Source organism: Rahnella sp. ChDrAdgB13 (assembly GCF_017655185.1).
GTDB classification, from domain to species: Bacteria; Pseudomonadota; Gammaproteobacteria; order Enterobacterales; family Enterobacteriaceae; genus Rahnella; species Rahnella contaminans.
In genome coordinates this window covers 1-25,319 of the sequence record NZ_JAEMGT010000082.1, presented here as the reverse complement: position 1 = coordinate 25,319, position 25,319 = coordinate 1, and the positions used below count along the sequence as shown (strand labels likewise).

Here is a 25,319-nt window from a genome sequence, read left to right as displayed (position 1 = left end):
GCTGGCGTTTGCAGCAGCTGGCATTCAAGTTCTTCATCCAGTTCTGCACCCTGGGTGGGGTCGTCCGGTTCCCGCTCACTCGACATATCGCTTTCCTGACATCATTTGCTGCGCAGGGGTAAGCCCGGTTGGTGCTGATGGCGCTGTGATTTTTTTACGAACTGGCGGGATCGACTGTCCCAGTTCCACGTGTTTAATCCATTTTTGCAGCAGGCGTTTTGCCAGTGCTTGCAGCTCTCGCTCCGGCAGATTCCGGCGCGCGCCTTCCCTGCGCAATTCAGGGCAAATCTGGTACATGACTGGGTGTGACCATGGAAACAATTCCGTTGAGTCATACCGCCAATGATCCCGGACATACCGCCAGTATTCGTTCATGACATCGTGCACCTGCAGGCCGAGTGGGTTTGATCTGAATTCCCCGCCGATGGATAAAAATTCAGCCAGATCCGGCGGCCAGTGATTGCCAGCGGCACAGCGTTCGGCGAACCGGTTAAGCGTCCAGGACAGATGTTCATCCGAGAATTTCGAAATCGCTGCTGTCCAGGCCGTCGAGGGCGTGGCGCCGTTCTTCGAGATCCAACGATCCCCGAACAGGCTGCCCATCGCTGTCCAGAGGGTCCAATCCCTGTCGCTGTCGCTCGGCATTCCGTGCATCGAGGATTTGCTGAACAGCACTTCCGCGCTGCTTGGTTGGATTAGCGATTTTTGCATGGTTTGCCCCCTCAGGATTTACGTACCAGTCGTCCTCGAAGTGCCGGGACGGCCCAAAAAATGTTTTTGCCAGTTGGATAAATTCCGTGCCGGATTTTCCGTTTGCCACGATGAACGCCGCGTAGCGCCGTGCTCCGTCCAGCATGGCCTCGGCGGTAACGCCCTCCCGCTTTCGGGCTGTCCAGGCTTTGTGGGCGCCGTGTTTGTCCGGGCTGCCGGGGCGCCGTGGGTATTCCTGCCAGGCAGCCTCGAACTCCGGCGGGTATTCGTGCCGAGTCACGCCGTTTGGTTTTTGGGGTGCCGGTTCATCGCCAGACGGTAAAAAATCATCATCTGGTCCTGTGGCGTTTTTTTCGCCATGGGACAATAGGTTTTTATCTTTTAGATCTTTATCTTTTCTTTTCTTATCTATTCTTATCTGTGGCGTTACACCGTTACCGTAACGTTTCGTAACGTTACCCTCCGTTACGTCATGCGGCTTTTCTTGCCCTTGTTTTTTCCTTTCTCGGCATTCCCTTACTCTCTCAGCCCCCGTCTTTGGCGGCTTCCCGGGATTTTTGTAATTGACACTTTGGCTTTGGCGCTTGTCCCAACCAGAGAGTAAATCTCCCTCCAACACCCTTCCTTGCATCGCCTGTGTAACGCTCTCCACCTGCTCCTCCGTTACATCCAACGAGCTCGCAATATCCTCTTTCGTTACATTCGTTACATGTAACGTTACGCCCGTTACATCCGTTACTGGGTTCTGTGCTGCACTAACCAACAATTGCAAATACACAGCCTGAACAAGCGCGATAGATTGGCCTGACACTCTGGCTATCGTTCGCCATTTCGGGTCGTTCGGCATATCGTGCCAAAGACGCAGCCATGAATTAGCCATTCATACCTCTGTTTGGTGCCGAACCAACCCTCGGTATATCCTTACGGTTCCTACACCTAAAGAACCGAAGGAGGTTCGACATGGATTTACATCTAGAATATTTTGGTAAAACGTTATCGTTCAGAAAATGCCCTAGTACCGGAAAAGTTTTCCTCTCTGTCGTAAGCGGAGATCTTTTTCCGGACATCCATCGTGACCGTGAATATGGTCACGCGGCTGCCGAACAGCGCTTCGAGTTTCTCTTCGAGGCAGATTCAGAAGAATTAAAGTCCTGCTTACGCCAGTTGGCTGAAATAACTCAGGAATGAAGAATCTCAGCGCATACCACCCCAAATTAAAACGTATGCGCTGTAAACGGGTTTCCCCCAGCAACGCTCTCAACTGTTTGGCGCTTGGGACACTATTTTTCTGCATTGAATTTTTCATAAGCCCCACCCTTGGTGTTCTGCCACTTGCTTAAACGCTCGATTCAAACGTGCCAACTCAACCTCAGCGCGTTCTCTGGCTATCTGACGCACCAGTACGCGCATAAACGGCCTGGTGACCAGCATATCGCCATACCGAAATTGTTTATTGGAGTACGATAATTTTTTCATCTGCGCCCTTTCCCTGATTTCCGTGCCGGTGCATCTGGCATGTGTTTCAGCGTCTTGATGTGCTGCTTTGCCAGGTCGAGCCACTTGTTTATTTTGACGTTGGGACCCGGAATGTAGTGCTTGACGGCCTGAGTCGCCGCTGAACGCGCAATACTCTCAGCTACGCCGTTAGATTTGAGTTGAAGCTGGATCTGCTTTTCCATCTGCTCTTTCGTGAAACTTGCCATCAGATCACCTTGCTAATGCACGCGCATACCAGAACCAGCAGGACCACTGCCAGATACCTGGTCAGCAAGAGCGATAATTGCACCAAGCATGGCCTCCCATTCACGGTCTGCACGCTCCTTCCTTTTGACGACATCACGTATCAGTTCAGATGAATGGGCACGCATGATTGCTCGCAGTTCGTTTGGCATAGCCTTTTCAATCGCAGGCATTAATGCCTGGATATTCGCTATCGCTGAGCGGGTATCACCCTCGATCCAGCGGAATATCTTTTGTGTATTCCGGCTCAATGCGTCTGGGTGCGCGTCGTCATAAAGACTCGGATTTGTCATGCCCAATGCGCGGTAAGCAACGACAATCTCGGATGCAGGTATTTTTTCCCCACCCGGACAATCAGCCCAAGCCTTTACCGCTTCTCGAATGTGCTCATGCTTGATTTTCATGATTCAGCTCCCCTTCACGTTTCGCTTTACGATGTGCATCATAAACAGCAGAGTCATAAACCAAGGCACCACCAGACGCCGCGACAAGTCGAGCGGTACGGCCCTCAGGAACCAGATCACCCCACTGCGATACGGCTTGCGAACTCACTCCAGCCGCCTTTGCTAAAAGAGCTTGGTTATTATTAAAAAACCGGACTGCATCTTCTTTGAACACAACAAACACCTCAATGTTAAGTAATCTTGTCAAGATTAAACATCAAGAAATATTAAGTCAAGATAACTTAATATCGAATGCTATGAGTAAAGAGACAATTGGTAGTCGAATTCTCCAGCGGCGTAAGGCGCTGGGATATAACCAACGGGAGCTGGGAAAGGCTTCCGGGGTTTCTTACGCAACAATATCGTTGTGGGAGGGAGACAGAACCGAGCCTACAGGCAAGAATCTGCATTCTCTGGCCGGTGTTCTGCAATGCTCTCCTGCATGGCTATTGTTTGGGGACGAAGATAAATACCCACCACCACCGGAGAAAAGGCCTTTAGCCTTTACACTTGATGAGACCGAAAAGGAACTAATTAATCTGTTTAGGGCGCTGCCTGAATCAGAACAACAGGCTCAGGTAAGTGAGTTGCGAGCTCGTGTCGAAAATTTCAATAAACTTTTCGAGGAACTCCTTAAAGCAAGGAAGAGAAGGGAAAAATAATGATTACAAACCAGTGGTTAGAAAAAAGAAGACATGGTTTAGAAACCATCAAAGCCAATCAGTTCGCCGATTACTTAAAAAACTCAGGAGCTAACACTCACTGTTTATCATGTGGAAGTGCCGAGCTAGTTCCAGCACAAACAACGCGCTTTCCAGAGCTGACGGGTGATCCGGAAACGCTAACACCTGATGAGCTAGCGGCTGAACTTGAAGAACATGGTGATTTTGTTTCATATCGTTTCCTCAGGTGTTATTACGTTGATGCAGGCGATGGGCTGATTGGTGCATTTGATTGTCAATTTCAAGTAGCATGCAAAAATTGCGGATTTGTAAGCCGACACCTGGCCTCTAAGGTCCTTGGGTGGCTGGAAAAGGATAAGGACATTGGACTCAAATGAGTGCTAAACTGAAAATAGTTGAAAACCCTGATTATCTTTTCCCTGAACAAGTATCCAACGGCGGCACTGGAGGAGGTGGGAACATGATGGATGAGCGAATTAAAAAGCTTGAAGAATCCATGAATGATCTTAAGAGTGACATTGCTGTAATCAAATCCAACTATGCCAGCAAAGAAGATATAGCAACACTGCGCACTGAACTCCATAAGTCAATTAGTGGGCAAACCAAGTGGCTAGCTGCCACACTGTTAGGCACTACCGGCTTAGCATTAGCAATTGCAAAATATATCTTTTAATCACATCTAAACGTTTCAGTTTAAATGACCGCCCCAGATGAGGGCGGTTTTTTTATGTTCTAATTCAGGCATGTATCACAACCTTCTCTGCTTTCATGTCTTTTTTGTCAAGTTTTATTGATTTTAATTCTTGACTGAAAACACAAGTTAACTTAACTTCATCCCATCGAAACCACACAGTGATTTCTCAGAAACAAGTTCTGACGGCCGGAAAGACGGCAAGGTATGACGGGTTCAACCACTGACGGAGGTGATAAGTGACAAAAACGAAGCAGGTAAAAAGCGCAATTCTTCTAAGCCTGGCGGAGCGCATAACATTGACCGCCACCAGCCTGGCACGAGATAACGGGCTGGATGAAGAAGACGTAGAACGCATTCTACGCCTTGCACATCAGGCCGTCTCCATCACAAATTATCGAGGATTTGGGGAATGATTCAGCCTTATTTGTGAGTGCCTAATTCCTTTTCGAGTGCATCAAATACTTTTGAGAATCGAACGGGAATAGCTGATATTGCGCACCCACAGTAAGAGCACTGAATGAATCTTATTTTCTCAGAGCTAACTATTTTAATTTCTGAAATTTCAAATGATGTTGAATCGCATTTTTGGGCAAGTAGTGCTTAAAGACATTGAATTTCCTTACTTGGTTTGAGAGCCGTAAGGATACCACCGTCGCCTGGAACGGAGATTTGATCTAAATCCAGGCATTAATAATAAATTGGTCACCAATAAATATTCCAGCAGCATCAGGGGAATCTAATGCACCAACTTTTATTTGCACTCGTTGTAATGTCATGCTCTGCGCATCAGGAATGTACTGACGTTATTTATGACGTATACGACTCTAAGCAGGAATGTGAAAAAGTAATATTCGATAAACGTATCGTTAACGGCAACTGCTATGAAGTGGAAGCCATCCAACATCTAAATGAAAGGAATGTGAAATGATTAAATCTATTAAGGTTGAAATAACGGCCACTGAAAATAACGTAGCAAGCTTCTCTGTGAACGATATTGTTGTGGGTAATATTGCGATGTCGGGCAAAGACGGCATTGCTCGCGTAATCATTACTGAAACGGGCGCACGCACTGACTTTTATGATTTGGGTGAGTTCACTTCCCCTGGCGAAGCATTGGATGCAATCACTGATATTTACTTATCTGTCGCTGATGCTCATATCAAAATGAAACGACAAGAATTAGACCAGCAAGTTGAATCTTATTTTGGCAAACAGGTATCTGCTCTTGATGTGATTCAACACTTACTCCGCCCGCGTAAATGCAGTAACAACTGTGCAGCCTGTAAAACAAGTAAGTAGCACTAATACGCAGAGATAAAACAAGTAAATTCAAAATAAACACTGAGAGCAATCAGGGGTTAATGACGCATTGATTGCTCTTACTCTATACATAATAAATGGAGAAAGACACAGTGCAGAACGTATATTCCTATTATTTAAAGGCTAAACAGAAAACTGGATTACCGTCCCTTTTTATCTATTACTCTGCAAAAAATGACGCGCGGGCGCTCCGTGACCTGGATAATCACATCGAAGATGCGGATCTCGACCCGAAGAACTATTTCAAAGCTGTTCGCACCAATTTCCCTGTTTACGATGACCTGCCAGAAGAAGGTGTGTTTGATGCAACTTGGTGCAGCCGGTACCAGCTCGATGACAAAAATGACTGGCAGGTGATCACCGGCGCAACCAAACCAGCGCCAGCAGAAAATAACTCCACGTCGTTCCCGCCGGTCGATGAAGAACCCGCGCTGCATTTCGCTACAGATTTCGATCTGCCACACCGTGTTACGGGTGCGTACCTGTTTGGCTCTGCAAGCCTGCAGATATCGTCTGAACAGCTGGATACCGTCAACGCGCAGATCGATAACAAACATGATATCTACCTCGGCAACCTGTTAACCGGCCTGGGCGATATTCCCAATCTTCAAAAGTGCTTCCCTGAATTGGTGATCACCGTCATCGGCGCCATTAAATCTGTCTGGCCGCCACTGAAAGAAGCGCCATCCATCAATCAAATAGCAGATTTTTCTCAGGCATTCCTTTCCGTAAAACACGAGGAGCGCGAAGCAACTGTGAATACCTGGATACGCAAATCCGTGGTGAAGCTGGTGCCAGTAGATGCAGCACCCGTGGCTGCAGAACCTCGCTCACCAGAAGAACGTGAACGAGAAACAGCGCTGCATGTGCTGGGTGTCAATCCCGTGGAGGCGAAAGCTGCTGATGTTCGAAAAGCCAAAGATTTGGTTGAAAGTCGAGATCCTACCTGGCGAACCTGGAACACAGAATATCGCTGCGTGCCGGGTATTGAATTCATTCCCAGCGGCGAGCTGTGGGAACTGATGGCCGACGGGCATAAAAATCTCAAATTGATCGAGGATGCAGCTGCACGCCGGGAATACGTCGTCAGCAAGCTTCACGGCCACCCTCTCCTGCCCGACTATCACCCCGCTGGTACCGCCTCAAATGAGGGTGAAAAAGAAAAAGTGGTCGGCACCGGTACTGGCGAAGTGCAGAGCCTTGGGAAAGGCCAGTTCACCGTGGCAAAACTTTTCGAAAACTCCCCACTGTCGAGCCTGGAAACAACGCAGGAAACTACTGCACTGGTGACCGAAACGGCAGAAATGGAAACCAAAAAGACGGAAATGGAAACCAATTCAGCTGTTTTGGAAACTGAAAGCGCCGAAATGGTAAATACCGGTACCGAAGTCACCAAAACGTTTACCACTGAGGAAGAAACCGCCACCATCACTGCGGTTGAGCCGGTAAACACCCCTTCCTATTTCGAACCGGGGCGTTACCACAATATCCCAAACGACGTGTACCACGCTGCAAACGGCATCAGCAGCACACAGGTTAAAGATGCTCGGATCAGCCCGATGTATTTCAATGCCCGCCACGTTGCAAAAACTATTTCACGCGAAAGTACCGAAGCACTCTCATTCGGATCGTTGGTTCACACATTGGCACTCGAACCAGACCAGTTGTCTGCAGATTTTAATATCGAGCCAATTGTCCCCGAAGACGCTTTTACCAATACTGCCAGTATGCGTGCATACATTGAAACCTATAACGCCACCTTGACACCGCTAATGACGGCCGACGAGCTGAAAGAAGGTCTGGAGGCTTATAACGCAAACCTCCCGCCGCTTCGCTCAACGGAAGGCAATCTTGAAGATGTCGGTTTTTCTTATCAGTGCCTACCTGCTGAATTTCAGAAAATCCCTGGCGATGCCAAAGCAACTGCAACTGCAATGAAGGCCTGTATCAAAGAGTTTAATGCCACCCTTGAGAAACCAGTCAAAACCTCAGGCAGTTACTCAACATTGCTCGATGCATATGAAACCATTTACCCAAATGTCGTCGCACTGGAACGCGCCAAACCGCAGCCACTTAACGTAACAGGAAAGAAAGAAGATCTCATTATCGCCGTACGCAGCGTTAACCCAGGTGCGGTATTCGCCGATGAACTTATCGAACAATGGCAGAACGGCGGGGATAAACGCACACCAGTTTCCCAACGCCAGATGCAGCATGGCAAAGCCATCCAGCAGGCACTGTTAAATCACCCATCGGCTGGATCGCTGTTACAACACCCCAATCGCGCCGTTGAAGTGAGCTATTTCAGCATCGATGAAGATACTGGCCTGGAAATCAGGGTACGCCCGGATCTCGAAATTGATATGAACGGCTTGCGCGTAGGCTTTGATCTGAAAACCACCACGATGGGCCGAGTTAAACAGGACTCACTCCGCGCCAGACTGCATCGTGAAATCATCGACCGGGATTATCACCTTTCCGCTGCCATGTATTCAGACGTGGCAGCCTTTGATCAATTCTTCTGGATTTTTGTGAACAAAGACGAGGGTTACCACTGGATCGCCATCGTCGAGGCTTCCGTTGATTTGCTGGAACTCGGCAGACTTGAATACAAAAAAGCGATGCGGGATATCAAAACCGGCTTCGACACCGGCGTTTGGCCCGCTCCAATCACAGAAGAAATTACAGACGACTTAAATGACTTCGACCAGCGCCGTATGGAAGCGCTGCGCTTGGCATAAGGGGATCACAATGAACAACATTACTGTTTCAGACCAAAATGAAAACCCGGTAACGAACGCCAACATCGCGCTGTTCAATCCGCAATATTTAACCGCGATCAGTAATTTTGCGCAGGTCATGGCGAGTGGCGTTTCAACAGTGCCCAACCACTTGAGAAACAATCCTGCTGACTGTATGGCGATCGCCATGCAGGCTGCCCAATGGCAAATGAACCCGTTTGCAGTAGCGCAGAAAACTTTCACAGTCGGCGGCGTTCTCGGTTATGAAGCGCAGCTTGTAAACGCGGTTATCTCAACCCGCGGACCACTCATAGACCGAATAAATTATGACTGGTTTGGTCCCTGGGAAAAGGTGATCGGCAAATTTGATATTCGAAAAAATGATAAAGGTCAGGAGTATCGAACTCCCGGTTGGAAGCTGACCGATGAGGAAGGAATCGGTATCCGCGTTTGGGCCACCTTAAAAGGCGAGGAAGAACCTCGTGAGTTGATTTTGCTATTAGCACAGGCCCGCACCAGGAATTCAACCTTGTGGGCTGATGACCCGCGCCAGCAGCTGGCATATTTGGCTGTTAAGCGATGGGCGCGACTCTACTGCCCCGAGGTGATTTTAGGCGTTTACACCGTTGATGAACTGGAAGAGCGCTGCGAGAAGGTTGTCAATCCTGCATCTAAGCCGGTACGCATGAGCGCCAGCCAAATGGCAGATCGCCAGCCCGAACCCCGGAAAGAAACTACTGCCCCGCCGGTTGCTTCTAATGACCTGATTGCAGATTTCCGCGCCGCCATCGAGGATGCCGTGACCATTGAAACGGCCACGAAGATTCGCACCGAAATTGAAGAGTTCAAAGCCAAAATTGGGATCGATGCTTTCACGGAGTTGAAAGGCAAAGTCTTTAAACGTTATCAGCAGATTAACGTAGCAGCAGAAGCCAACGAGATGTTAAGCAAGTGTCGATCTCTGGATGACTTCCAGGCAGCCGAGGCATTTATCAACCGCTCAGACCGTGATTTGCGCGCTGACGACATTGAAAAACTGCAGGTGATCCTCGACGACTTGCGGCCTGAATTTCAGAACTGATTAAACCAGCCCGGTTAGCGCCGGGCTGCAGAAGGAATAAATCATGATTGATAAATCCAACACTGAAAAAGAGACAAAAAGTTGCGGGTACCAGGGTTATGAATTTGGCGCGCATTACCCAGACAGCATTTGTTTCGAAGGTTATTTGTGGGACGCCGACAGTGGTGATGAATTGGGGATGGATAACGGCGGGGACATTCCCTGCCCAGCCTGTAACCGCTCGGAGTGGCTGGCTTATTACCGCTCAGAAATCGTCGAAATTGGTGAGGAACAAGGATTTGAAAACCATCACCACCCGCGCACGGTGAAATACGGCGGCTTCCCGGAGATTATCCGTAGCGATATTGATGCCATGCGGAAAGCTCGCCGCTGGATAAAACGCGGTTGGTATCGTGGACGGAAAGAAAGACAGATTGAAGAATTGGGGTATGCGTCATGAGCAACACAGCGAAATTGCAGCTGGGCTTTTCCCCGCTAACCAAGACCATCCAACTTGCAAAAATGAAAGATACCGTCGAAGGCCAGCGTCAACGTGTTGGAAATGACCACGGCTGCGACGTGACGAACGAGGCGGCGCAGCTGGTTTGGCAACTGGTTATGGCTGAGGGCGGGGAAATTAGTTGGGATCTACCTGACGGTAGCTGGATGGTTCTTAAGGCTGAAGGTAAGGCGGGCAACCATGGCTAAACGTCTAACTGCAGAAGTTTACATGCAGCTGTCTGTCAGCGTGCATGTCGGCGGCTGGGAGGCATCAGCCAGCTTTGAAGAATTACGGGAACAGGCAGAGCGAGAGGCGAGAGCATCACTCGGCCACCATCTCAAGAACAGCAATATCAAACTACACGGCTATCGGCTTGGATGTGGATTTTGTTGAGGTAAAACCATGAAACTGAGCATTGAAAAACTGAAAGATCTGCGGGCGAATATTTCCTGGTTGAATAGTGAAATTCCTGAATTGCGTGAGTTTGCAGAAGAACAAGCCGCGGCATTTGACGAACTGATCGCCATACGTGAAGCGAAAGGTGAGCAGGTACCGTTTGCTTTCGCATACAGATATGCAGGATGTGAAACTACATCGGGTTTTGAAGACTGGCGTAATGAGCTTTCACGTGAGCGGCCTGCCGACTGGATGATTGAGACCGGTAAAGTAACCGGCCTAATTGAGCTTTTCACCACCCCGGTGTTTCCGGTTGTGCCAGAAGGCTGGCAGTTGGTACCCATTGAACCAACAGAAAGCATGGTCATTGATGGCTTTGAATCCAAACCCGATGAGTCATTTAGCCCACGCGATGTATGGGAAGAGTACGACGCCATGAGTGGATGTGCTCAGGCCGCACACCGCGCGAAATTGTGCTGGGCAGCCATGCTGGCTGCAGCGCCAAAGTTTGGTGACGAGCCAGACAATCAGAACTGATTTCTAAAAATCAAAACGGTACCGGTCAGCGTGGAATAATGTTGACCGGTCACCCTTTTAAGGAATGACCAATGGCAAGAACAATGCTGATTATGGACTGGGCGCGCGAGGAATTATCAGAGCCGATCCCGTGTCAGGCCACACTCATTAAAGACGCAAAATGCGGACTAATTTCTCCTCCGCCGTTCAAATCAGGCAGACGCTGGCGCATCGATTCCACGGCGCGTTATATCGCTGAGAGAGAAAAACCCGTCATTAGAAGCGACGACAACCCGCGCTTGAAGAGGATTTTAGAAGATGGCACGTCCCCGTAAATACAACATCACGATCCCCGGATTGTCTTGCTACACGGACGCGCGCACTAAAAAAATATACTGGCGTTATAAACACCCTGTAACGGGGAAATTTCACGGACTCGGCGATAACCCGGAGGAAGCCCGAACCATTGCCATCGATGCCAATATGCGGCTGGCAGAACAGCAGATGGTGAACCTGATAAAAATCAGAAATGAAATCAGCCGTGAGGTTAACCAAGGCATTACCGCGAACGCTTGGATTCAAAGGTATCGCCAGATACAGCAGGATAGAGTTAAGGCGGGAGAAATCAAACCTGATACAGCCAGAGGCAGAGAACCGGCACTCCGGGCATTTATCAGTCAGTGCGGCATTCGCCCACTTCCAGAAGTCGGCGCCCGGGATATTGCCAGCATCCTAGAGACTTATATCGAAAAGGGTCAGGGCAGGATGGCACAGGTTGTCAGGGCAACACTAAGTGATGTGTTCAAAGAAGCACAGCATGCCGGCGAAGTACCCGCCGGATACAACCCAGCAACGGCTACCAAACAACCGCGGGCCAAGGTAACACGCCAAAGACTGTCGTTCGATGAATGGAAAGCGATTTACACCGAGGCGCAAAATCTGCCCGTATATATCGCTCGAGCAATGTTATTGGCAATTATCACGGGGCAGAGAGTGGGCGACATTTCCACCTTAAAATTTTCCGATATATGGGAGGACCGACTTCACATTAAACAGGAGAAAACAGGTGCAAAAGTGGCGATCCCTCTTTCACTGAAATGTGAGGCGCTGGGAATTTCATTAAGAGATGTGATCGCCGATTGCCGCGATTCTGTTCTGAGCCAATGGATCCTGCATCATCACCGGTCGCGTAGAAATTGCGCCCGAGGAGGACCTGTCACAAAGGGTACTCTGTCATGTGGCTTTGCCACCGCAAGGGACAAAACAGGGTTGGTATGGGATGGCAATACCCCACCATCGTTCCATGAACAGAGATCATTATCGGAGCGTCTTTATAGTGACCAGGGTATTAACACGCAAATTTTGCTGGGCCATAAAACCAGTGTGATGACGGACAAATATCATGACGACAGGGGAAAAGACTGGAAGGAGGTGTCAGTTTAAATGGTGTACAGTTTTGCAGAAGAATTTTGCAGGAGTTTTGCAGAAGAATTTTTTTTACTGTATTTTCATTAAGTTAGTGGTTGACCCATCTGCTTTATCAGCACCGTGTAGACCCGGAAGTACCGATTGAAGACGTTGCGGGTGCAGTAAAAGATCTGATTGCCGAGGGTAAAGTGAAGCACTTCGGGTTGTCCGAAGCGGGCGCACAAACTATCCGCCGCGCGCACGCCGTGCAGCCGGTTACCGCGCTGCAAAGCGAATATTCAATGTGGTGGCGCGAGCCGGAGCAGGAAATCATTCCGACGCTGGAAGAGCTGGGTATTGGTTTTGTGCCCTTCAGCCCGCTGGGGAAAGGCTTCCTGACCGGCGCATTTGATGCGAATGCCACCTTTGGTAGCGACGATTTCCGCAGCAAAGTGCCGCGTTTCTCACCGGAAGCGCTGGCGGTAAACCAGAGCCTGCTGGCGGTGATTCATAACATCGCGCAGGAAAAACGCGTGACACCGGCACAGATTGCGCTGGCCTGGCTGCTGGCACAAAAACCGTGGATTGTACCGATTCCGGGCACCACCAAACTGCACCGTCTGGAAGAAAACTTAGGCGCAACGGACGTCACGCTGAGCGACAGCGAATTACGCAATCTCGCCAGCGCGCTGGCCGCCGTCGAAGTTCACGGAGACCGCTATCCGGCCGCGTTGCAGGCACGCGTCGGGCGTTAACAAAACAGGCCATACTTTTATGGGTCAAATATGACCTGTAAACACTATCAACCCCGCATAAGAGGTCATAAATGACCTTTTGTGCGGGGTTTTGCATTTTTTTAATAACGGGTCTAAAATGACCTATTATCATCGATTAATGCACATAACAGGTCTTATTTGGACCATTAAGTGCCACTGGAGTGACGTTTAATGTCCCTGATGCACTTTCTTTATTCCCCTGCTGAAATTGCCCGCGATATCGGAAAAAACGCACGGGCATTACGTCTGTCGAAAAATCTTTCACGTAAAACACTGGCTGAACGTTCAGGGGTTTCTGAATCATCCATAAAACGCTTTGAACTCACGGGTTCTGCTACGCTGGAATCGATGATCTTGCTGGCGACCGCGATGGATGAACTCACGCCATTCACCACGCTGTTCAAACCTTCACAACCCGGTTCCTATGAGGAACTAAAAAATGCCAGCCGCCAGCGGGGGGGACGATGAATAAATCATTCAGAAACGACACACTGACGCATGTAGAAGAGCTAACCGTTTCCGTCAACGGACAAAAGGTCGGTGAGTTGTATCAGGCTGAAGGAAAAGGCATTTACTTCACATACAGTAAAGCGTGGCTGGCTTCAGGGTTCAGCCTTTCACCGTTTACAATGACGTTCGATGATAAACCTCAGCTGGCGAAAGATATGTTATTTCGCGGGTTACATGGCGCATTTTCAGATTCCCTGCCGGATGGCTGGGGTCTGAAATTAATGGATCGGTTCTTCGATGGCCATTTTGGTGCGGGGACATCCCGGACGCTCACTCAACTTGACCGTCTGGCGTACCTCGGCGATCGCGGCGTGGGGGCTTTTGAATATCACCCTAAATCTGAGAAAGTGGATATTCCCTCTTCGCTTAGCCTCGCAGACCTTTTTGAGGCCTCTGTCGAAGTGCAGGCCGGGGAGACTCGCCAGGTTCTTAAAACATTGCGTATTGCGGGCGGCTCGGCCGGTGGTGCCCGGCCAAAGGCCATCGTAGCCCTCTCAGCAGATACAACCCAGGCTACTTCAGCCTTTGAGCCGCTGCGTGAAGGATATACCCACTGGATTGTAAAGTTCAGGGCGTTGGATGAACCGCTGGAAACTGGCGCTATCGAGCAGGCATACGCCATCATGGCAAGAAATGCGGGCGTCACAATGGCGGACTCAACGCTGTTAGACGTGCAACTCTCTGATAAGAATCAAACCGAGCGTTTCTTTGCATCACGTCGTTTTGACCGTGAGGGCGACAGCCGCCGCCACGTGATGACCGCATCGGCGCTGATTTATGCCGATTTCAGAACCCAGTCGCTCGATTACAGTGAAATGCTTAAACTCACTTACGCGTTGACCCAAAATGCTGCTGAAGTCGAGAAAATGGCGCGTCTGATGGTCTTTAATGCGCTCTCCCATAACTACGATGATCATGCAAAAAACTTTGCATTTATCCATTCTGATGCCGAAGAACGGTGGACGTTGACCCCCGCTTATGACCTGACATTTTCTGAAGGCATGGGGGAACACACAACGTCATTTGCTGGAAAAGGAAAACCGACGCGAAAACTTATGCACCAGTTGTGCAAAGACTATAAATTCCTCAAACCGGATGATTACATTGATCAGACGCTGGCCGCACTGGCTAACTGGCAGCAAGTTTTCGCTGACACAAAGATTGCCGAATCCGCAGGAAAACCGGTCTTCAACGTTCTGAATAAACTGCGTGCAGATTTTCTGAAAGGATAGCGGGTAACCGCACCACGGAAGGTTCAAATAAGCGGAAGTCGCCTTCCGCCTTATCGTCAGCCCGTCAGTCCCCCTGCGTCACGATCTTCGCGGCAGAAAAGTAAAAAACCCGATACTCAGTACCGGGTTAGGATAATTAACGCAGAAAATAATCAGAAAATCAGAAGGTTTCCCACGAGCCTTCATCGGCGGCAGGCACCGCGCGACGGTTTGGCAATAATGCCGGAGAGTTAACCTGCGTCGCTTTACGCACGGCGGAGGTTGCCGTCGCCGCGCTGACTTTAAAGATGCTGATGGCCTGCGACAGACGCTCCGCCTGCTCATTCAGGGAATATGCTGCCGAAGAGGCTTCCTGGACCAGCGCGGCGTTCTGCTGCGTGACTTCGTCCATCTGGTTGATGGCTTTGTTGATCTCTTCGATGCCGGTGCTTTGTTCATTGCTGGCAATCGCAATTTCGCCCACGATGTCGGTCACGTTCTTCACGCTGGACACCACTTCGGCCATCGTCGCGCCCGCTTTGGCGACCAGCTGCGTCCCGTTATCGACTCTCAGAACAGAATCGTCGATCAGCGATTTAATCTCTTTCGCCGCCGAAGCAGAACGCTGCGCCAGATTACGCACTTCTGATGCCACCACGGCAAATCCGCGCCCCTGTTCACCGGCACGCGCGGCTTCCACGGCGGCGTTCAGCGCCAGAATGTTGGTCTGGAACGCAATGCCGTCGATCACCGCGATAATATCGACGATTTTGCGGGAAGAAGCATTGATGCCTTCCATCGTATTAACGACTTCGCCCACCACTTCGCCGCCCTGCACTGCCACGTGGGAAGCCTGCGCCGCGAGCTGATTAGCCTGACGCGCGTTATCAGCATTCTGTTTCACCGTCGCGGTCATCTGTTCCATGGCCGAGGCGGTTTCTTCCAGTGAGCTGGCCTGCTGTTCAGTACGGGAAGACAAATCCAGGTTCCCGGCGGCAATTTCGCTGGACGCGCTGTTAATCGCATGGGTTCCGGCACGAACTTCTGTCACGATCTTGAGCAGATTTTCGTTCATGTTTTTCAGGCCCTGCATCAGCTGGCCCGTTTCGTCGTGGGAGTTCACCTGAATCTGCGTGGTCAGGTCGCCTGCCGCCACGTTTTCCGCCACTTTCACGGCATTAAGCAGCGGACGGGTGATTGAACGGGTCAGGAAATAGCCCATTGCCGCGGCCAGCAGGATCGCCAGCGCGGAGAAAATCAGCGTCAGTTCAATGGCGGTATGCCCGTCTGCCACCGCTTTTTTGCCTTCAGCCTGCAACTGCTGATCCTGAGAATTGGCAAAAGCGATGGCCAGATCCAGATACGCGTTCTGCGACGTGGTCAGTTTACGCAGGACATATTCGGTTGCGCCGTCCATATTACCGGCGCGGGCCAGTGCAATCAGCGCTTCTTTGCCGCTTTCAAACGCATCGCTGGCATCCTGCAAGGCTTTAATTTTTTGCTTACCGGTCACCGTTGTCTGGATGGCCGCAATTTTGCTCATCGCCAGATTGGTTTGTTTAATGGTGTCATCCAGCTGTAAATAACGTTTTTGGTTTTGTTCAGGATTCTTGGTATCGATGACAATTCCGCGCAAGAATTTAATCTGGTTATTCACACCGTCGCGGACATCAAATGCCAGACGAACTTTCACATAACGATCGTTGACTATTTGGTCAATGCTGGCGTTGATAGCGCTTATTTTTGTTACTGCTGTCACGCTGACGATGATTAATAACAGAATTACCAGGCTGAATGCGGCCCCCAAACGGGCACCCACCCGCATATTGTTGATCATCTTAAACATTCTCACTCCCTTATTTCCTGGCCAATAAAATGAATACAACGCGAAACAATTCAAACCGCTGATAATTTCATAGCGAAATCACTGTTTATTTTTTTAAATAATCCGTAAACCCTTATCTCAAATTAATTTTTTGACGCGGGAATAAAACTCTTAGAAATATTTAATGTTCAGGAAGGTTATCGGTACAAATAAAGAGATCTTTAGTGAATGAATTATTAGGGAAGTGTAAAGAGAAATGAATCAGAAAGGTTTGTAACTGTACAAAAATGGAATTGCGATTTACGCCTCCCCTTTTCAGGGGAGGCCGCTTTACGCGCTGACGAACATTTCCGCCAGCCAGCCGGTGCGCATTTCCGGTACGGAATGCAGCAACGCGCGGGTGTAATCGTCCAGCGGTTCGCTCAGTGCGGATGCTACCGGCCCCTGACGCACAATCACGCCTTGCTTCAGTACCGCCACTTCATCAGCAATCTCGCGCACCACCTGCAAATCATGCGTGATAAAGAGGTACGCAATGCCGGTGTCGTGCTGGATTTTACGCAGCAGCGCCAGCACCTCGCGCGCCACCAGCGGGTCTAACGCGGACGTCGGTTCGTCGCACACAATCAGTTTCGGCTCCGCCGCCAGCGCACGCGCGATACACACGCGCTGCTTCTGGCCGCCGGAAAGTGCCGCAGGATAACGCTCCGCCAGCTCCGCATGCAGCCCGACCTGTGCCAGCAGTTCGCTGACTTTGGCCTGCCGTTCGGGGCGGTTAAGCGAAGTAAAACATTCCAGCACGCGGGAAATCTGCCCGCCAATGCGCTCTTTCGGGTTCAGCGCGGTATCGGGGATCTGATGAATCAGCTGCACATCGCGCAACTGCGGGCGGCTGCGCTGACGCAGACCGGCAGGCAGCGTTTGCTGTTCCAGCGTCACTTTCCCCGTTTCCGGGCTGAGTAACCCGCAAATCACTTTGCCGAGCGTTGATTTCCCCGAACCGGATTCGCCGATCACCGCCAGCGTCCGGCCACGCGGCAAATTCAGGGAAATATCCTGCAAGACCGGCTGCGCCTGATAACGCGCGCTGATATTGCGCAGACTTAGCGCCACCGGTGCCTCGCTGGTTTGCGGCGTTTTGGTTTCGCCCTGCGCATTCAGCAGACGCCGGGTGTATTCCTGTTGCGGCTGCGCCAGCAGTTGCGCGGCCGGTGCCTGTTCCACCGTTTTGCCGTGCTGCAACACCATAATCTTGTCGCTGATTTGCGCGACAACGGCCAGATCGTGGCTGATGTAAATAGCCGCCACGCCGGAAATGCGGATCACATCGGCAATGGCTTTCAGCACGCCAAGCTGCGTGGTGACATCCAGCGCCGTCGTCGGCTCATCGAAGATCAGCAGTTCGGGACGGGCGCACAGCGCCATCGCAATCATCGCCCGCTGCAACTGACCGCCGGAAACCTGATGCGGATAACGCTGATAAAACGCCTGCGGCTGCGGCAAACCGAGCTGTTCAAACAGTTCAATGGCGCGCGCCTGTGCCTGCTGGCGGTCATAGATTTTGTGTTTCAGTGCCGCTTCAATCACCTGTTCACCCAGGGTAATCGCCGGGTTAAACGCCGCACCGGCGGACTGCGCCACATACGCAATATGGCGACCACGGATCTGCCGTAAACGCCGGTCAGACAACGCCGTGAGATCCTGCCCGTTAAAGACAATGCTGCCGGAATGAATACGCATTCCCTGACGACAATGGCCGAGAATTGCCAGCCCGATAGTGGATTTCCCCGCGCCGGATTCACCAATCAGCCCCAGCACTTCGCCGCGTTTCACGGTAAAAGACACGTCATCCACCAGCGTCCGCGGATTTTTACTGGCGGACACCACGCGCAAATTTTCTGTTTTGAGTAAAACGTCGCTCATGCTTTTTTCCCCCAGACGCGGGTCGAACCGCTCATCAGCCAGTCGGCGACGGCATTTACCGCCAGCGCCAGCACCGCAATCGCCCCGCCGGGGATCAGCGCCGCCCAAACGCCAAACAGAATGCCGTCTTTATTATCCCGCGCCAGCCCGCCCCAGTCAGCGGTCGGTGGCTGAACGCCAAGACCGAGGAACGACAGCGCCGAAAGGAACAGCAAAATGAAAATAAAGCGCAGGCCAAATTCGGCAATCAGCGTCTGTAAGGCGTTAGGCAAAATCACCCGCCGGAGGATCCAGCCGAGGCTTTCTCCGCGCAGGCGCGCCACATCGACAAACTCCATCACGCCGATATCCGTCGCCAGCGAACGTGCCACGCGCAGCACGCGGGTGGATTCCAGCAGCCCGAGAACCAGCGTCAGGGTCAGCAAGGTTTTCGGCAAGACGGCCAGCACGATCAGCGCCAGAATCAGTGTCGGGATCGCCATCACGATGTCATTGCAGCGGGAAATCACCTGATCCAGCCAGCCGCCGCGCAATCCGGCGATAAAGCCCAACGTGCAGCCGACCGAAAAGGCCACCAGCGCCGCCAGCACGGTAACGCCCAGCGAAACACGGGTGCCCCAGATAAGGCGCGAAAGCAGATCACGCCCGAGATTGTCGGTGCCGAGCAGCGCATTGGCCCCCGGCAGATCCCACGACATGCCCAGTGTCTGATCCGGTGCGTGCGGCGCCAGCCACGGCGCAAAAACCGCGATAAGAACAAAGAGAATCAGCACCAGCAGGCCAAGGATCGAGGCAGGTTTTAAGGCAGGCATTGCAGCAATTCCTAAAATTTAGCGGTTATGGCGTAAACGCGGATTGGCGACCAGCGCCATCACGTCGGCCAGCAAATTCAGCAGGATATAAATCCCGGCCAGCAACAGCGCGCAATCCTGCATCACCGGAATGTCGCGTTTGCTGATGCTGTCGACCATGTATTGCCCCAGCCCCGGATACACAAAGACGTTCTCGACAATCACCACGCCGACCATCAGATACGCCAGATTGATCGCCACGACGTTGATAATCGGGCCGATGGCGTTGGGCAGAACGTGACGCCACAAAATGCGCGACGGCGACAGCCCTTTCAGCAGCGCGGTATCCACATAGGCGGAGCTTTGCGCGGCAATCAGCGCGGCGCGGGTCATGTTGCTCATGTGCCCGAGGATCGCCAGCACCAGGGTGGCGCACGGCAGTGAGATTGCAGAAAGTTTGGCCGCCAGCGGCATGTCCGGCGAAATACTGCTGTTGCTCGGTGCCCACGCCAGCGTGATAGCGAAAATCAGGATCAGCAGATAACCGGAGAAAAATTCCGGCAGCGCAACGGTGGCGCGGGTGATGGCATTAAGGAAAGTATCGATAATGCTGCCGTGATAACGCACGGAAATAAACCCGATGATTAGCGCCAGCGGAACCGCGATGGCGGCGGTGCATCCCGCCAGAAACAGCGTATTACCAAGCCGCGTAAACAGCGGGCCGCTGATGGCTTCGCGGGTGGAGAAACTGGTACCGAAATCGCCGTGCAGTACGCCGGACAGCCAGCTCAGATAGCGGCTCGCCGCCGGTTTATCCAGCCCGAGTTGCAAGTTCAGTTCGCGGATGGCGTCCGGCGTCGCGCTCTGGCCGAGAATGGCGGTGGCCGCGTTGCCCGGCAGCAACTGCACACCGGCAAAAATCAGCACGGAAACCGCCAGCACCACCAGCACGCCATAAAACAAACGCACCAACACCATGCGCAAAAGCGAGCCGTCTGGTGAAACACGGTTCAGCGAAAAACGGCCCGCGGGCCGTTGAGGTATTTTTACAGAAGGAAGCTCTGACATTATTCTTTACCCGGCTCAGCTTTCGATCCAGATTTTCTCTGCCGCGCGGTTACCGCTCAGCGGCATTCCCGGCACAGAGGTGAATCCTTTGATTTTGGATGAGCAGCCGTCAAGCGCGTCGGCGTACAGCGGAATGACTTCGCTACCCTGATCGACCAGCATCACCTGAATATCGTGGTAAATCTGCTTACGGCGCGCTTCATCCGGCTCCCCGCGCGCGGCTTTCACCATCGCATCGAAGGCCGGAACGTGCCAGGCCGATTCATTCCACGAAGACTGGCTGGTAAACACCAGAGAAAGCAGCGCATCGGCGGTCGGGCGGTTCGCCCAGTTAGACGACACAAACGCTTTTTTCTGCCAGATATCATTCCAGAACGCGTCATCCGGCACGCGAACCACGTTGAGGTTGATCCCGGCTTTCGCCGCAGATTGCTGATAAAGCTGACCGGCATCAACCGCGCCCGGGAAACCGGCGTCGGCCACGTTAAGCGTCAGCGGGCCGCTGAACCCGGATTTCTTCCAGTGGAACCGGGCTTTTTCTGGATCATACGGACGCTGCGGGATGTCTTTCGCAAAGTAGCGGTTCGACGGGAAAATGGGATTATCGTTGGCAACGGTGCCGTATCCGCCCAATACCGTGTCGATAATCTGCTGACGGTCAATGGCATATTTCAGCGCCAGACGGCCATCGATGTTATCAAACGGCGCCAGATTCGACAGCCCCGGGAAGGTGTAAATCATGCTGTCTTTCGCACGCACCAGTTTCAGGTTCGGCATGCGCTCGATACGGCTGACAATGCGCGGATTCACGCGGTTAATCAGGTGCGCAGAGCCGCTGACCAGCGCCGCCACGCGCGCCGTGGAATCGTTCATCGCCAGCGTTTCGACGGAATCAACATGCCCGCGTTCGCTGTTCCAGTAATTCGGATTGCGTTTGGTCAGCGTGGTTACGCCCGGCTGGAATTTCTCCAGAATGAACGCGCCTGTGCCGATGCCTTTGTCGAAGTTTTCATTTTCGGCGGTGACCGCAAAATGCACCGCGCTCAGCAGCCAGACAAATTCCACATCGGCGGCGGTCAGTTTGATCGTCACTTCGTGTTCGCCGGTCGCTTCAATGGAACTGACGGTGTCCAGATAACCTTTTACCGGCGATGTGGATTTCTCGCCGCGGTGGTGATTAAGGGAATAGACCACGTCTTTCGCGCCCAGCGAGCGGCCATCGTGGAACTGCACGCCCTGACGGATTTTCAGCACCCAGGTTTTGCTGCCATCGGCAGATGACCAGGATTCCGCCAGCGAGGGGGCAAGCCCGGCGCTTTCGTCGATTTCCACCAGGTTATTGAAAACCTGTGAGCCGACAAAATACATGTACGTTTCAAACCAGAATGCCGGATCCAGACGGTCGGTGCTGGACGCGTTATCCACGCCCACCACCAGGTGTCCGCCTTTTTTCGGCTTCTCAGCGTCGGCGGCAAATGCGTTGCCCAGCCACAATGAATGCGTGGCGGCTGCGATGGAAAGTGCCCCCGCACTTTTAATAAACGAACGACGATCAATCATGTTTTTCCCCTGTCACTGAGGCGATCACGCCCCAAATTTCAGTCCGGCGTGCGGCTGAAATGTTTTTGATTTTATTGGCTGAATGCGTTTTTCAATGCCGCGATGTGTTCCGGCCCGATACCGCAGCAGCCGCCAACCATCGTTGCGCCCTGCGCTACCCAGTCTTCGGCAAATTGCAGATATCCGGCAGGATCGGTGTCCTGACGCATTTTGCTTAACCCTTCATTCGCACCGCGTTTGTTATCCGCGGGCTCGAAAGCGTTGGCATAAACGCCGATATCAAAAGAGGTGTTTGCGGCGCGTGCCGCACGAACGGCGGCGGCCATCACTTCCGGGCGGCTACAGTTGAACAAAATCGCGCTGGCGGATAAACGCTGCGCGGCGTCAACCGCCTGCTCGATGGATTCGCCGGAGCGCAGCAGCGCGTGGCCGTCACCGGTAAGCTGATCCTGCAAGGTGAACGAGAACCACAGAGGACGCAGGTCATCGCCCAGCACATCTGTCAGCACTTCGCGCACTGCTTCAACTTCGGCGACTGAACTTTGCGTTTCGGCCAGCCAGTAATCCACGGTGTCTTTGAGATTCTCCACCAGCACGGTCAGCAGTGCTTTCGCCGCAACGGGCTCGAAGAGATCCGGGCGATAAGAACCCAGAACCGGCGGCAGGGAACCCGCCACTTTCACCGGCGTTTTTGCCGCATCAGCGGCTTCGCGCGCCAGTTTTCCGGACAGCGCAATCAGCGCTGCGCCCTGCTCCGCAAAGACGGTTTCACCCACATGGAAAGGGACAACGGCGTAGCTGTTGGTGGTGATCACGTCGGAACCGGCTGCAATAAAAGCGTCATGCGCTTTACGCACAAATTCCGGTGCCTGGATCAGCGCCAGCGCCGACCATTCCGGCTGACGGAACGGCGCGCCCATCCGGGCCAGTTCACGGCCCATTCCGCCATCGAGAATTTTAATGTTACTGATCATTGTGTCACCGCCTCGAAATTTTCTTAACTGAATCAAACAGTAATTCATCAGGTGAATGACACTCTACAAAACGAACGTTTAGATGTCTAGATTTCTTAATGGCTAAAAATGAGAAAAGAAAACTCACCATTACAGAATGGTAATATTTATTTACACCGCTAAACCCAATGCGTATTATTCTCATTCGCTTTATTAACTAAGTTTGCACTCCACCATTCCGGCCCTCTTTTTCGGGGGATCCCGGCGGGTCTTGTTCACCCTTTTAAAGCGTTATAAATATCTAAAAGTTGTGGCTAATAAAATATAAAATAATCTTTCGGAGATTAATAAATGGTATCCGTTTCAGGGAAAAATTCAGTTAAATCAATCCGTGGCAGGAATAATAATTTAGGACAGAAACTTTCACTTTCTGTTATGGCTGTTTTTATTTCGTCTTCTTTACATTCTGCTTTTGCCGCCGAAACTACGGCGAATAAAACCGACGATACGGTCGTCGTGACCGGCCAAAATAACGCGGCGGTTACCGACACTGCCGCTACCGATTACAGCGTACCGGTCACCACCGCGGGCACCAAAATGGCGCTGACCACGCGCGACATTCCGCAGTCCGTGAGCATCATCAGCAAACAACGTATGCAGGATCAGCAACTGCAAACGCTGGGTGATGTACTGAAAAACACCACCGGCATTCAGGAAAGCGTCTCGGATCTTGACCGTCGCACCTATTACGCACGTGGCTTTTTAATCGATAACTACATGGTCGATGGCATTCCGACCACCTTCGACCCGCGCTGGGATCTGGGCGATTCCCAGTCCGACACCGCACTGTTCGAACGCATCGAAGTGGTGCGCGGCGCAACCGGCCTGATGACCGGCCCGGGCAACCCGTCCGCTTCTGTCAACCAGGTGCGTAAACACGCCGACAGCAAAGAATTCACCGGCAATGTTTCCGCGACTTACGGCAGCTGGAACAAACAGCGTTACGTGGCTGATTTGTCTACTCCGCTGAATGCCTCCGGCAGTGTGCGTGGCCGCCTGATCACCGGATATCAGGATCAGAACAGCTACGTTGAGCGTTACGGCGCGACCAAAAAATTCGTCTACGCCACGGTTGATGCCGACCTGACCGATTCCACCCTGCTTTCCGCGGGCTACGAATTCCAGCAAACGAATACCGACAGCCCGACCTGGGGCGGCATGCCGCGCTGGTATGCGCATGATGACATCTTAACATTATGATTTTATTATTAATTATATCAAAAACTCACACTTTAGAATTCAAAAATACTCCATAATCAGCCCTATGAATTCATTACATAAAAAATATGTTTTGCAGAATAATTTTAAGGCCATGAATACACGAGAGGCTCAATACATATATTCTGTATTGAGCCTTTTCCTCAAGCTTTGCACGTCACTGCACTTACGCGGTATCTCACGAATCATCGAAAATTACCGTTTCACTGCTCTGCACAATAATGAATGTGAGTTCGTGATGCCTTCGTGCCCCATACATGCCCCATGGCATTTTCACGGACTCTTCAGCAAGAACGTATCCATGCTGTCATCAAACTTCATGATGTCCTTCTGCGGGCTCTTCACTATCATCAGATAGTCCAGTCCCTGCCGTAGCGAAACCGGCTCATCGTACACTTGCCCAAGCCAGTAACCCCCTCCCCCTGATATTTCCCCAGTATTTGTGTTGCAACCCGTTAAGCTTATTATGTTTCGTCAGTGAGAGAATAATCAAAGCAGTGGCATAAAGGAAATGGTCCACAGGGAAGTGATTAAATCACGAAGAATTAGCCAGCTCTGTGGCGGGACTGGTTAAGCAGGAGCTTTCACCCACAAGGATGTGGCCTACAGAAACTTTCAACTGAGGTGCTCATATTATGAAAAAAGCTTTGGTTATTGGCTATATGTCGGTCGTCTCAGTTGCTCTTTTGGTGGTTATGATAGAAGGCGCAAGACCGTAAAGACAGCAACTGTCAGCTCATGGGTGTCTGGCAGATAGGGAGCTGTGTCACAGGGATGTGGGTGTGATGCTTTCACAAATTAGAGAAAACAGAAGATGAAACTCAAATTTATACCGCCAATTATCGTACTTGCAGGTGCTGTAGGGTTTATGGTCTGGTTCTTTGCTAGCGGTGCTGCAATGCCTGGTGGCTGAAAAGACGTTTATGAGGAATTAGCCAGCACCGGGGAGGCTCTGGCCGATAGGGAGAGTAGGCACAAGGATGTGGAACATTTACATACGAACAATAAAAACAGTAGCACTGGAAATAAATCACAGGGATGTGAACTAATAGGCTTTTTTGTTCAATCACGGAGGAAACATGGCATTTAATGACCTTGAATATCACGCAGTCAAAAAAGAAGTTGAAGCGTTTGTCGAAAGCATCCGGCCGCCAGCGCACGTAAGGAACGAACTCGATATCGTTTTCACCATTGATGACCAATCCATTGAG

At 51.5% G+C, this 25,319-nt stretch carries 28 protein-coding genes and 2 pseudogenes; 19 read left to right on the top strand and 11 right to left on the bottom strand.

Features of this window, described 5'->3' with window-relative positions; translation table 11 throughout:
- Positions 1–75: 75 nt before the first annotated feature.
- Positions 76–603 (bottom strand): replication protein P, encoded by a 528-nt coding sequence (locus J8X26_RS19770; RefSeq protein ID WP_208951696.1) that lies wholly within the window; start codon positions 601–603, stop codon positions 76–78.
- Positions 512–1,591 (bottom strand): phage replisome organizer, encoded by a 1,080-nt coding sequence (locus J8X26_RS19765; RefSeq protein ID WP_208951695.1) that lies wholly within the window; start codon positions 1,589–1,591, stop codon positions 512–514. The genes J8X26_RS19770 and J8X26_RS19765 overlap by 92 nt, the downstream gene beginning before the upstream one ends.
- Positions 1,592–1,671: 80 nt before the next feature.
- Between J8X26_RS19765 and J8X26_RS19760 the strand changes: the two genes are divergently transcribed.
- A complete protein-coding gene (locus J8X26_RS19760; RefSeq protein ID WP_208951694.1) occupies positions 1,672–1,899 on the top strand; it encodes a hypothetical protein in 228 nt (75 codons plus the stop codon).
- A 284-nt stretch (positions 1,900–2,183) separates the two neighbouring features.
- Here the strand turns inward: J8X26_RS19760 and J8X26_RS19755 are convergent, their stop codons facing one another.
- Genes J8X26_RS19755 through J8X26_RS19745 form a run of 3 tightly spaced genes read right to left on the bottom strand, consistent with a single transcriptional unit; the run spans position 2,184 to position 3,069 of the window.
- The gene (locus tag J8X26_RS19755; protein WP_208951693.1) at positions 2,184–2,414 is read right to left on the bottom strand and encodes a hypothetical protein; all 231 of its coding nucleotides are present in this window, start codon (positions 2,412–2,414) and stop codon (positions 2,184–2,186) included.
- Positions 2,415–2,426: 12 nt separating this feature from the next.
- Complete coding sequence (locus J8X26_RS19750) at positions 2,427–2,855, bottom strand: toxin YdaT family protein (RefSeq protein ID WP_208951692.1); 429 nt, start codon at positions 2,853–2,855, stop codon at positions 2,427–2,429.
- Positions 2,839–3,069, bottom strand: coding sequence for a Cro/CI family transcriptional regulator (locus J8X26_RS19745; protein WP_208951691.1), 231 nt, complete (start codon positions 3,067–3,069; stop codon positions 2,839–2,841). The genes J8X26_RS19750 and J8X26_RS19745 overlap by 17 nt, the downstream gene beginning before the upstream one ends.
- Before the next feature lie 82 nt (positions 3,070–3,151).
- Between J8X26_RS19745 and J8X26_RS19740 the strand changes: the two genes are divergently transcribed.
- From J8X26_RS19740 to J8X26_RS19660, 17 genes and pseudogenes are all read left to right on the top strand, one after another.
- The gene (locus J8X26_RS19740) at positions 3,152–3,556 is read left to right on the top strand and encodes a helix-turn-helix domain-containing protein (RefSeq protein WP_208951727.1); all 405 of its coding nucleotides are present in this window, start codon (positions 3,152–3,154) and stop codon (positions 3,554–3,556) included.
- Entirely contained in the window at positions 3,556–3,954 is a 399-nt protein-coding gene (locus J8X26_RS19735; RefSeq protein WP_208951690.1) for a hypothetical protein, read from the top strand. The genes J8X26_RS19740 and J8X26_RS19735 overlap by 1 nt, the downstream gene beginning before the upstream one ends.
- The gene (locus J8X26_RS19730) at positions 3,951–4,250 is read left to right on the top strand and encodes a hemolysin XhlA (RefSeq protein WP_244370707.1); all 300 of its coding nucleotides are present in this window, start codon (positions 3,951–3,953) and stop codon (positions 4,248–4,250) included. Before J8X26_RS19735 ends, J8X26_RS19730 begins: the two co-directional genes overlap by 4 nt.
- Positions 4,251–4,507: 257 nt before the next feature.
- On the top strand, positions 4,508–4,684 hold the full coding sequence (locus J8X26_RS19725; protein ID WP_208951689.1) for a hypothetical protein: 177 nt from the start codon (positions 4,508–4,510) through the stop codon (positions 4,682–4,684).
- Between the two features lie 326 nt (positions 4,685–5,010).
- The gene (locus tag J8X26_RS28065; RefSeq protein WP_208951688.1) at positions 5,011–5,199 is read left to right on the top strand and encodes a DUF1482 family protein; all 189 of its coding nucleotides are present in this window, start codon (positions 5,011–5,013) and stop codon (positions 5,197–5,199) included.
- Entirely contained in the window at positions 5,196–5,570 is a 375-nt protein-coding gene (locus J8X26_RS19715) for a hypothetical protein (RefSeq protein ID WP_208951687.1), read from the top strand. Before J8X26_RS28065 ends, J8X26_RS19715 begins: the two co-directional genes overlap by 4 nt.
- A gap of 113 nt (positions 5,571–5,683) precedes the next feature.
- Positions 5,684–8,332, top strand: coding sequence for a RecE family exodeoxyribonuclease (locus J8X26_RS19710; RefSeq protein WP_208951686.1), 2,649 nt, complete (start codon positions 5,684–5,686; stop codon positions 8,330–8,332).
- A gap of 10 nt (positions 8,333–8,342) precedes the next feature.
- Complete coding sequence (locus J8X26_RS19705; protein ID WP_244370704.1) at positions 8,343–9,413, top strand: RecT family recombinase; 1,071 nt, start codon at positions 8,343–8,345, stop codon at positions 9,411–9,413.
- A 43-nt stretch (positions 9,414–9,456) separates the two neighbouring features.
- A complete protein-coding gene (locus tag J8X26_RS19700) occupies positions 9,457–9,852 on the top strand; it encodes a hypothetical protein (protein WP_208951685.1) in 396 nt (131 codons plus the stop codon).
- Positions 9,849–10,100: a hypothetical protein gene (locus tag J8X26_RS19695; RefSeq protein ID WP_208951684.1), complete on the top strand. Its 252-nt coding sequence runs from the start codon at positions 9,849–9,851 to the stop codon at positions 10,098–10,100. The genes J8X26_RS19700 and J8X26_RS19695 overlap by 4 nt, the downstream gene beginning before the upstream one ends.
- Positions 10,093–10,287: a hypothetical protein gene (locus J8X26_RS19690; protein ID WP_208951683.1), complete on the top strand. Its 195-nt coding sequence runs from the start codon at positions 10,093–10,095 to the stop codon at positions 10,285–10,287. Before J8X26_RS19695 ends, J8X26_RS19690 begins: the two co-directional genes overlap by 8 nt.
- A gap of 9 nt (positions 10,288–10,296) precedes the next feature.
- The gene (locus J8X26_RS19685) at positions 10,297–10,827 is read left to right on the top strand and encodes a hypothetical protein (RefSeq protein WP_208951682.1); all 531 of its coding nucleotides are present in this window, start codon (positions 10,297–10,299) and stop codon (positions 10,825–10,827) included.
- Positions 10,828–10,898: 71 nt separating this feature from the next.
- Complete coding sequence (locus tag J8X26_RS19680; RefSeq protein WP_208951681.1) at positions 10,899–11,141, top strand: excisionase; 243 nt, start codon at positions 10,899–10,901, stop codon at positions 11,139–11,141.
- Entirely contained in the window at positions 11,125–12,249 is a 1,125-nt protein-coding gene (locus tag J8X26_RS19675) for a phage integrase Arm DNA-binding domain-containing protein (protein ID WP_208951680.1), read from the top strand. The genes J8X26_RS19680 and J8X26_RS19675 overlap by 17 nt, the downstream gene beginning before the upstream one ends.
- An 89-nt stretch (positions 12,250–12,338) precedes the next feature.
- Positions 12,339–12,968, top strand: a pseudogene (locus tag J8X26_RS19670) (aldo/keto reductase); the annotation flags it as partial.
- A gap of 192 nt (positions 12,969–13,160) precedes the next feature.
- Positions 13,161–13,457, top strand: coding sequence for a helix-turn-helix transcriptional regulator (locus J8X26_RS19665; RefSeq protein WP_208951679.1), 297 nt, complete (start codon positions 13,161–13,163; stop codon positions 13,455–13,457).
- Positions 13,454–14,731 carry a type II toxin-antitoxin system HipA family toxin gene (locus tag J8X26_RS19660; RefSeq protein WP_208951678.1) on the top strand — a complete coding sequence of 426 codons (1,278 nt, stop codon included), beginning with the start codon at positions 13,454–13,456 and terminating at the stop codon, positions 14,729–14,731. Before J8X26_RS19665 ends, J8X26_RS19660 begins: the two co-directional genes overlap by 4 nt.
- 160 nt (positions 14,732–14,891) lie before the next feature.
- Here the strand turns inward: J8X26_RS19660 and J8X26_RS19655 are convergent, their stop codons facing one another.
- The 6 genes from J8X26_RS19655 to J8X26_RS19630 all read right to left on the bottom strand — a co-directional run bounded on the left by J8X26_RS19655 (position 14,892) and on the right by J8X26_RS19630 (position 22,851).
- Positions 14,892–16,556, bottom strand: a complete 1,665-nt coding sequence (locus J8X26_RS19655) for a methyl-accepting chemotaxis protein (RefSeq protein ID WP_208951677.1) — start codon at positions 16,554–16,556, stop codon at positions 14,892–14,894.
- A 309-nt stretch (positions 16,557–16,865) separates the two neighbouring features.
- Positions 16,866–18,458 carry an ABC transporter ATP-binding protein gene (locus tag J8X26_RS19650; protein WP_208951676.1) on the bottom strand — a complete coding sequence of 531 codons (1,593 nt, stop codon included), beginning with the start codon at positions 18,456–18,458 and terminating at the stop codon, positions 16,866–16,868.
- Positions 18,455–19,270 (bottom strand): ABC transporter permease, encoded by an 816-nt coding sequence (locus J8X26_RS19645; RefSeq protein WP_208951675.1) that lies wholly within the window; start codon positions 19,268–19,270, stop codon positions 18,455–18,457. Before J8X26_RS19645 ends, J8X26_RS19650 begins: the two co-directional genes overlap by 4 nt.
- A gap of 18 nt (positions 19,271–19,288) precedes the next feature.
- Entirely contained in the window at positions 19,289–20,227 is a 939-nt protein-coding gene (locus J8X26_RS19640) for an ABC transporter permease (RefSeq protein ID WP_208951724.1), read from the bottom strand.
- 105 nt (positions 20,228–20,332) lie between these two features.
- A complete protein-coding gene (locus tag J8X26_RS19635; protein ID WP_208951723.1) occupies positions 20,333–21,874 on the bottom strand; it encodes an ABC transporter substrate-binding protein in 1,542 nt (513 codons plus the stop codon).
- Positions 21,875–21,948: 74 nt separating this feature from the next.
- A complete protein-coding gene (locus tag J8X26_RS19630; RefSeq protein ID WP_152323789.1) occupies positions 21,949–22,851 on the bottom strand; it encodes a homocysteine S-methyltransferase family protein in 903 nt (300 codons plus the stop codon).
- 330 nt (positions 22,852–23,181) lie between these two features.
- Between J8X26_RS19630 and J8X26_RS19625 the strand changes: the two are divergent.
- Positions 23,182–24,063: pseudogene (locus J8X26_RS19625) on the top strand (TonB-dependent receptor plug domain-containing protein); the annotation flags it as partial.
- Positions 24,064–25,319: the final 1,256 nt, after the last annotated feature.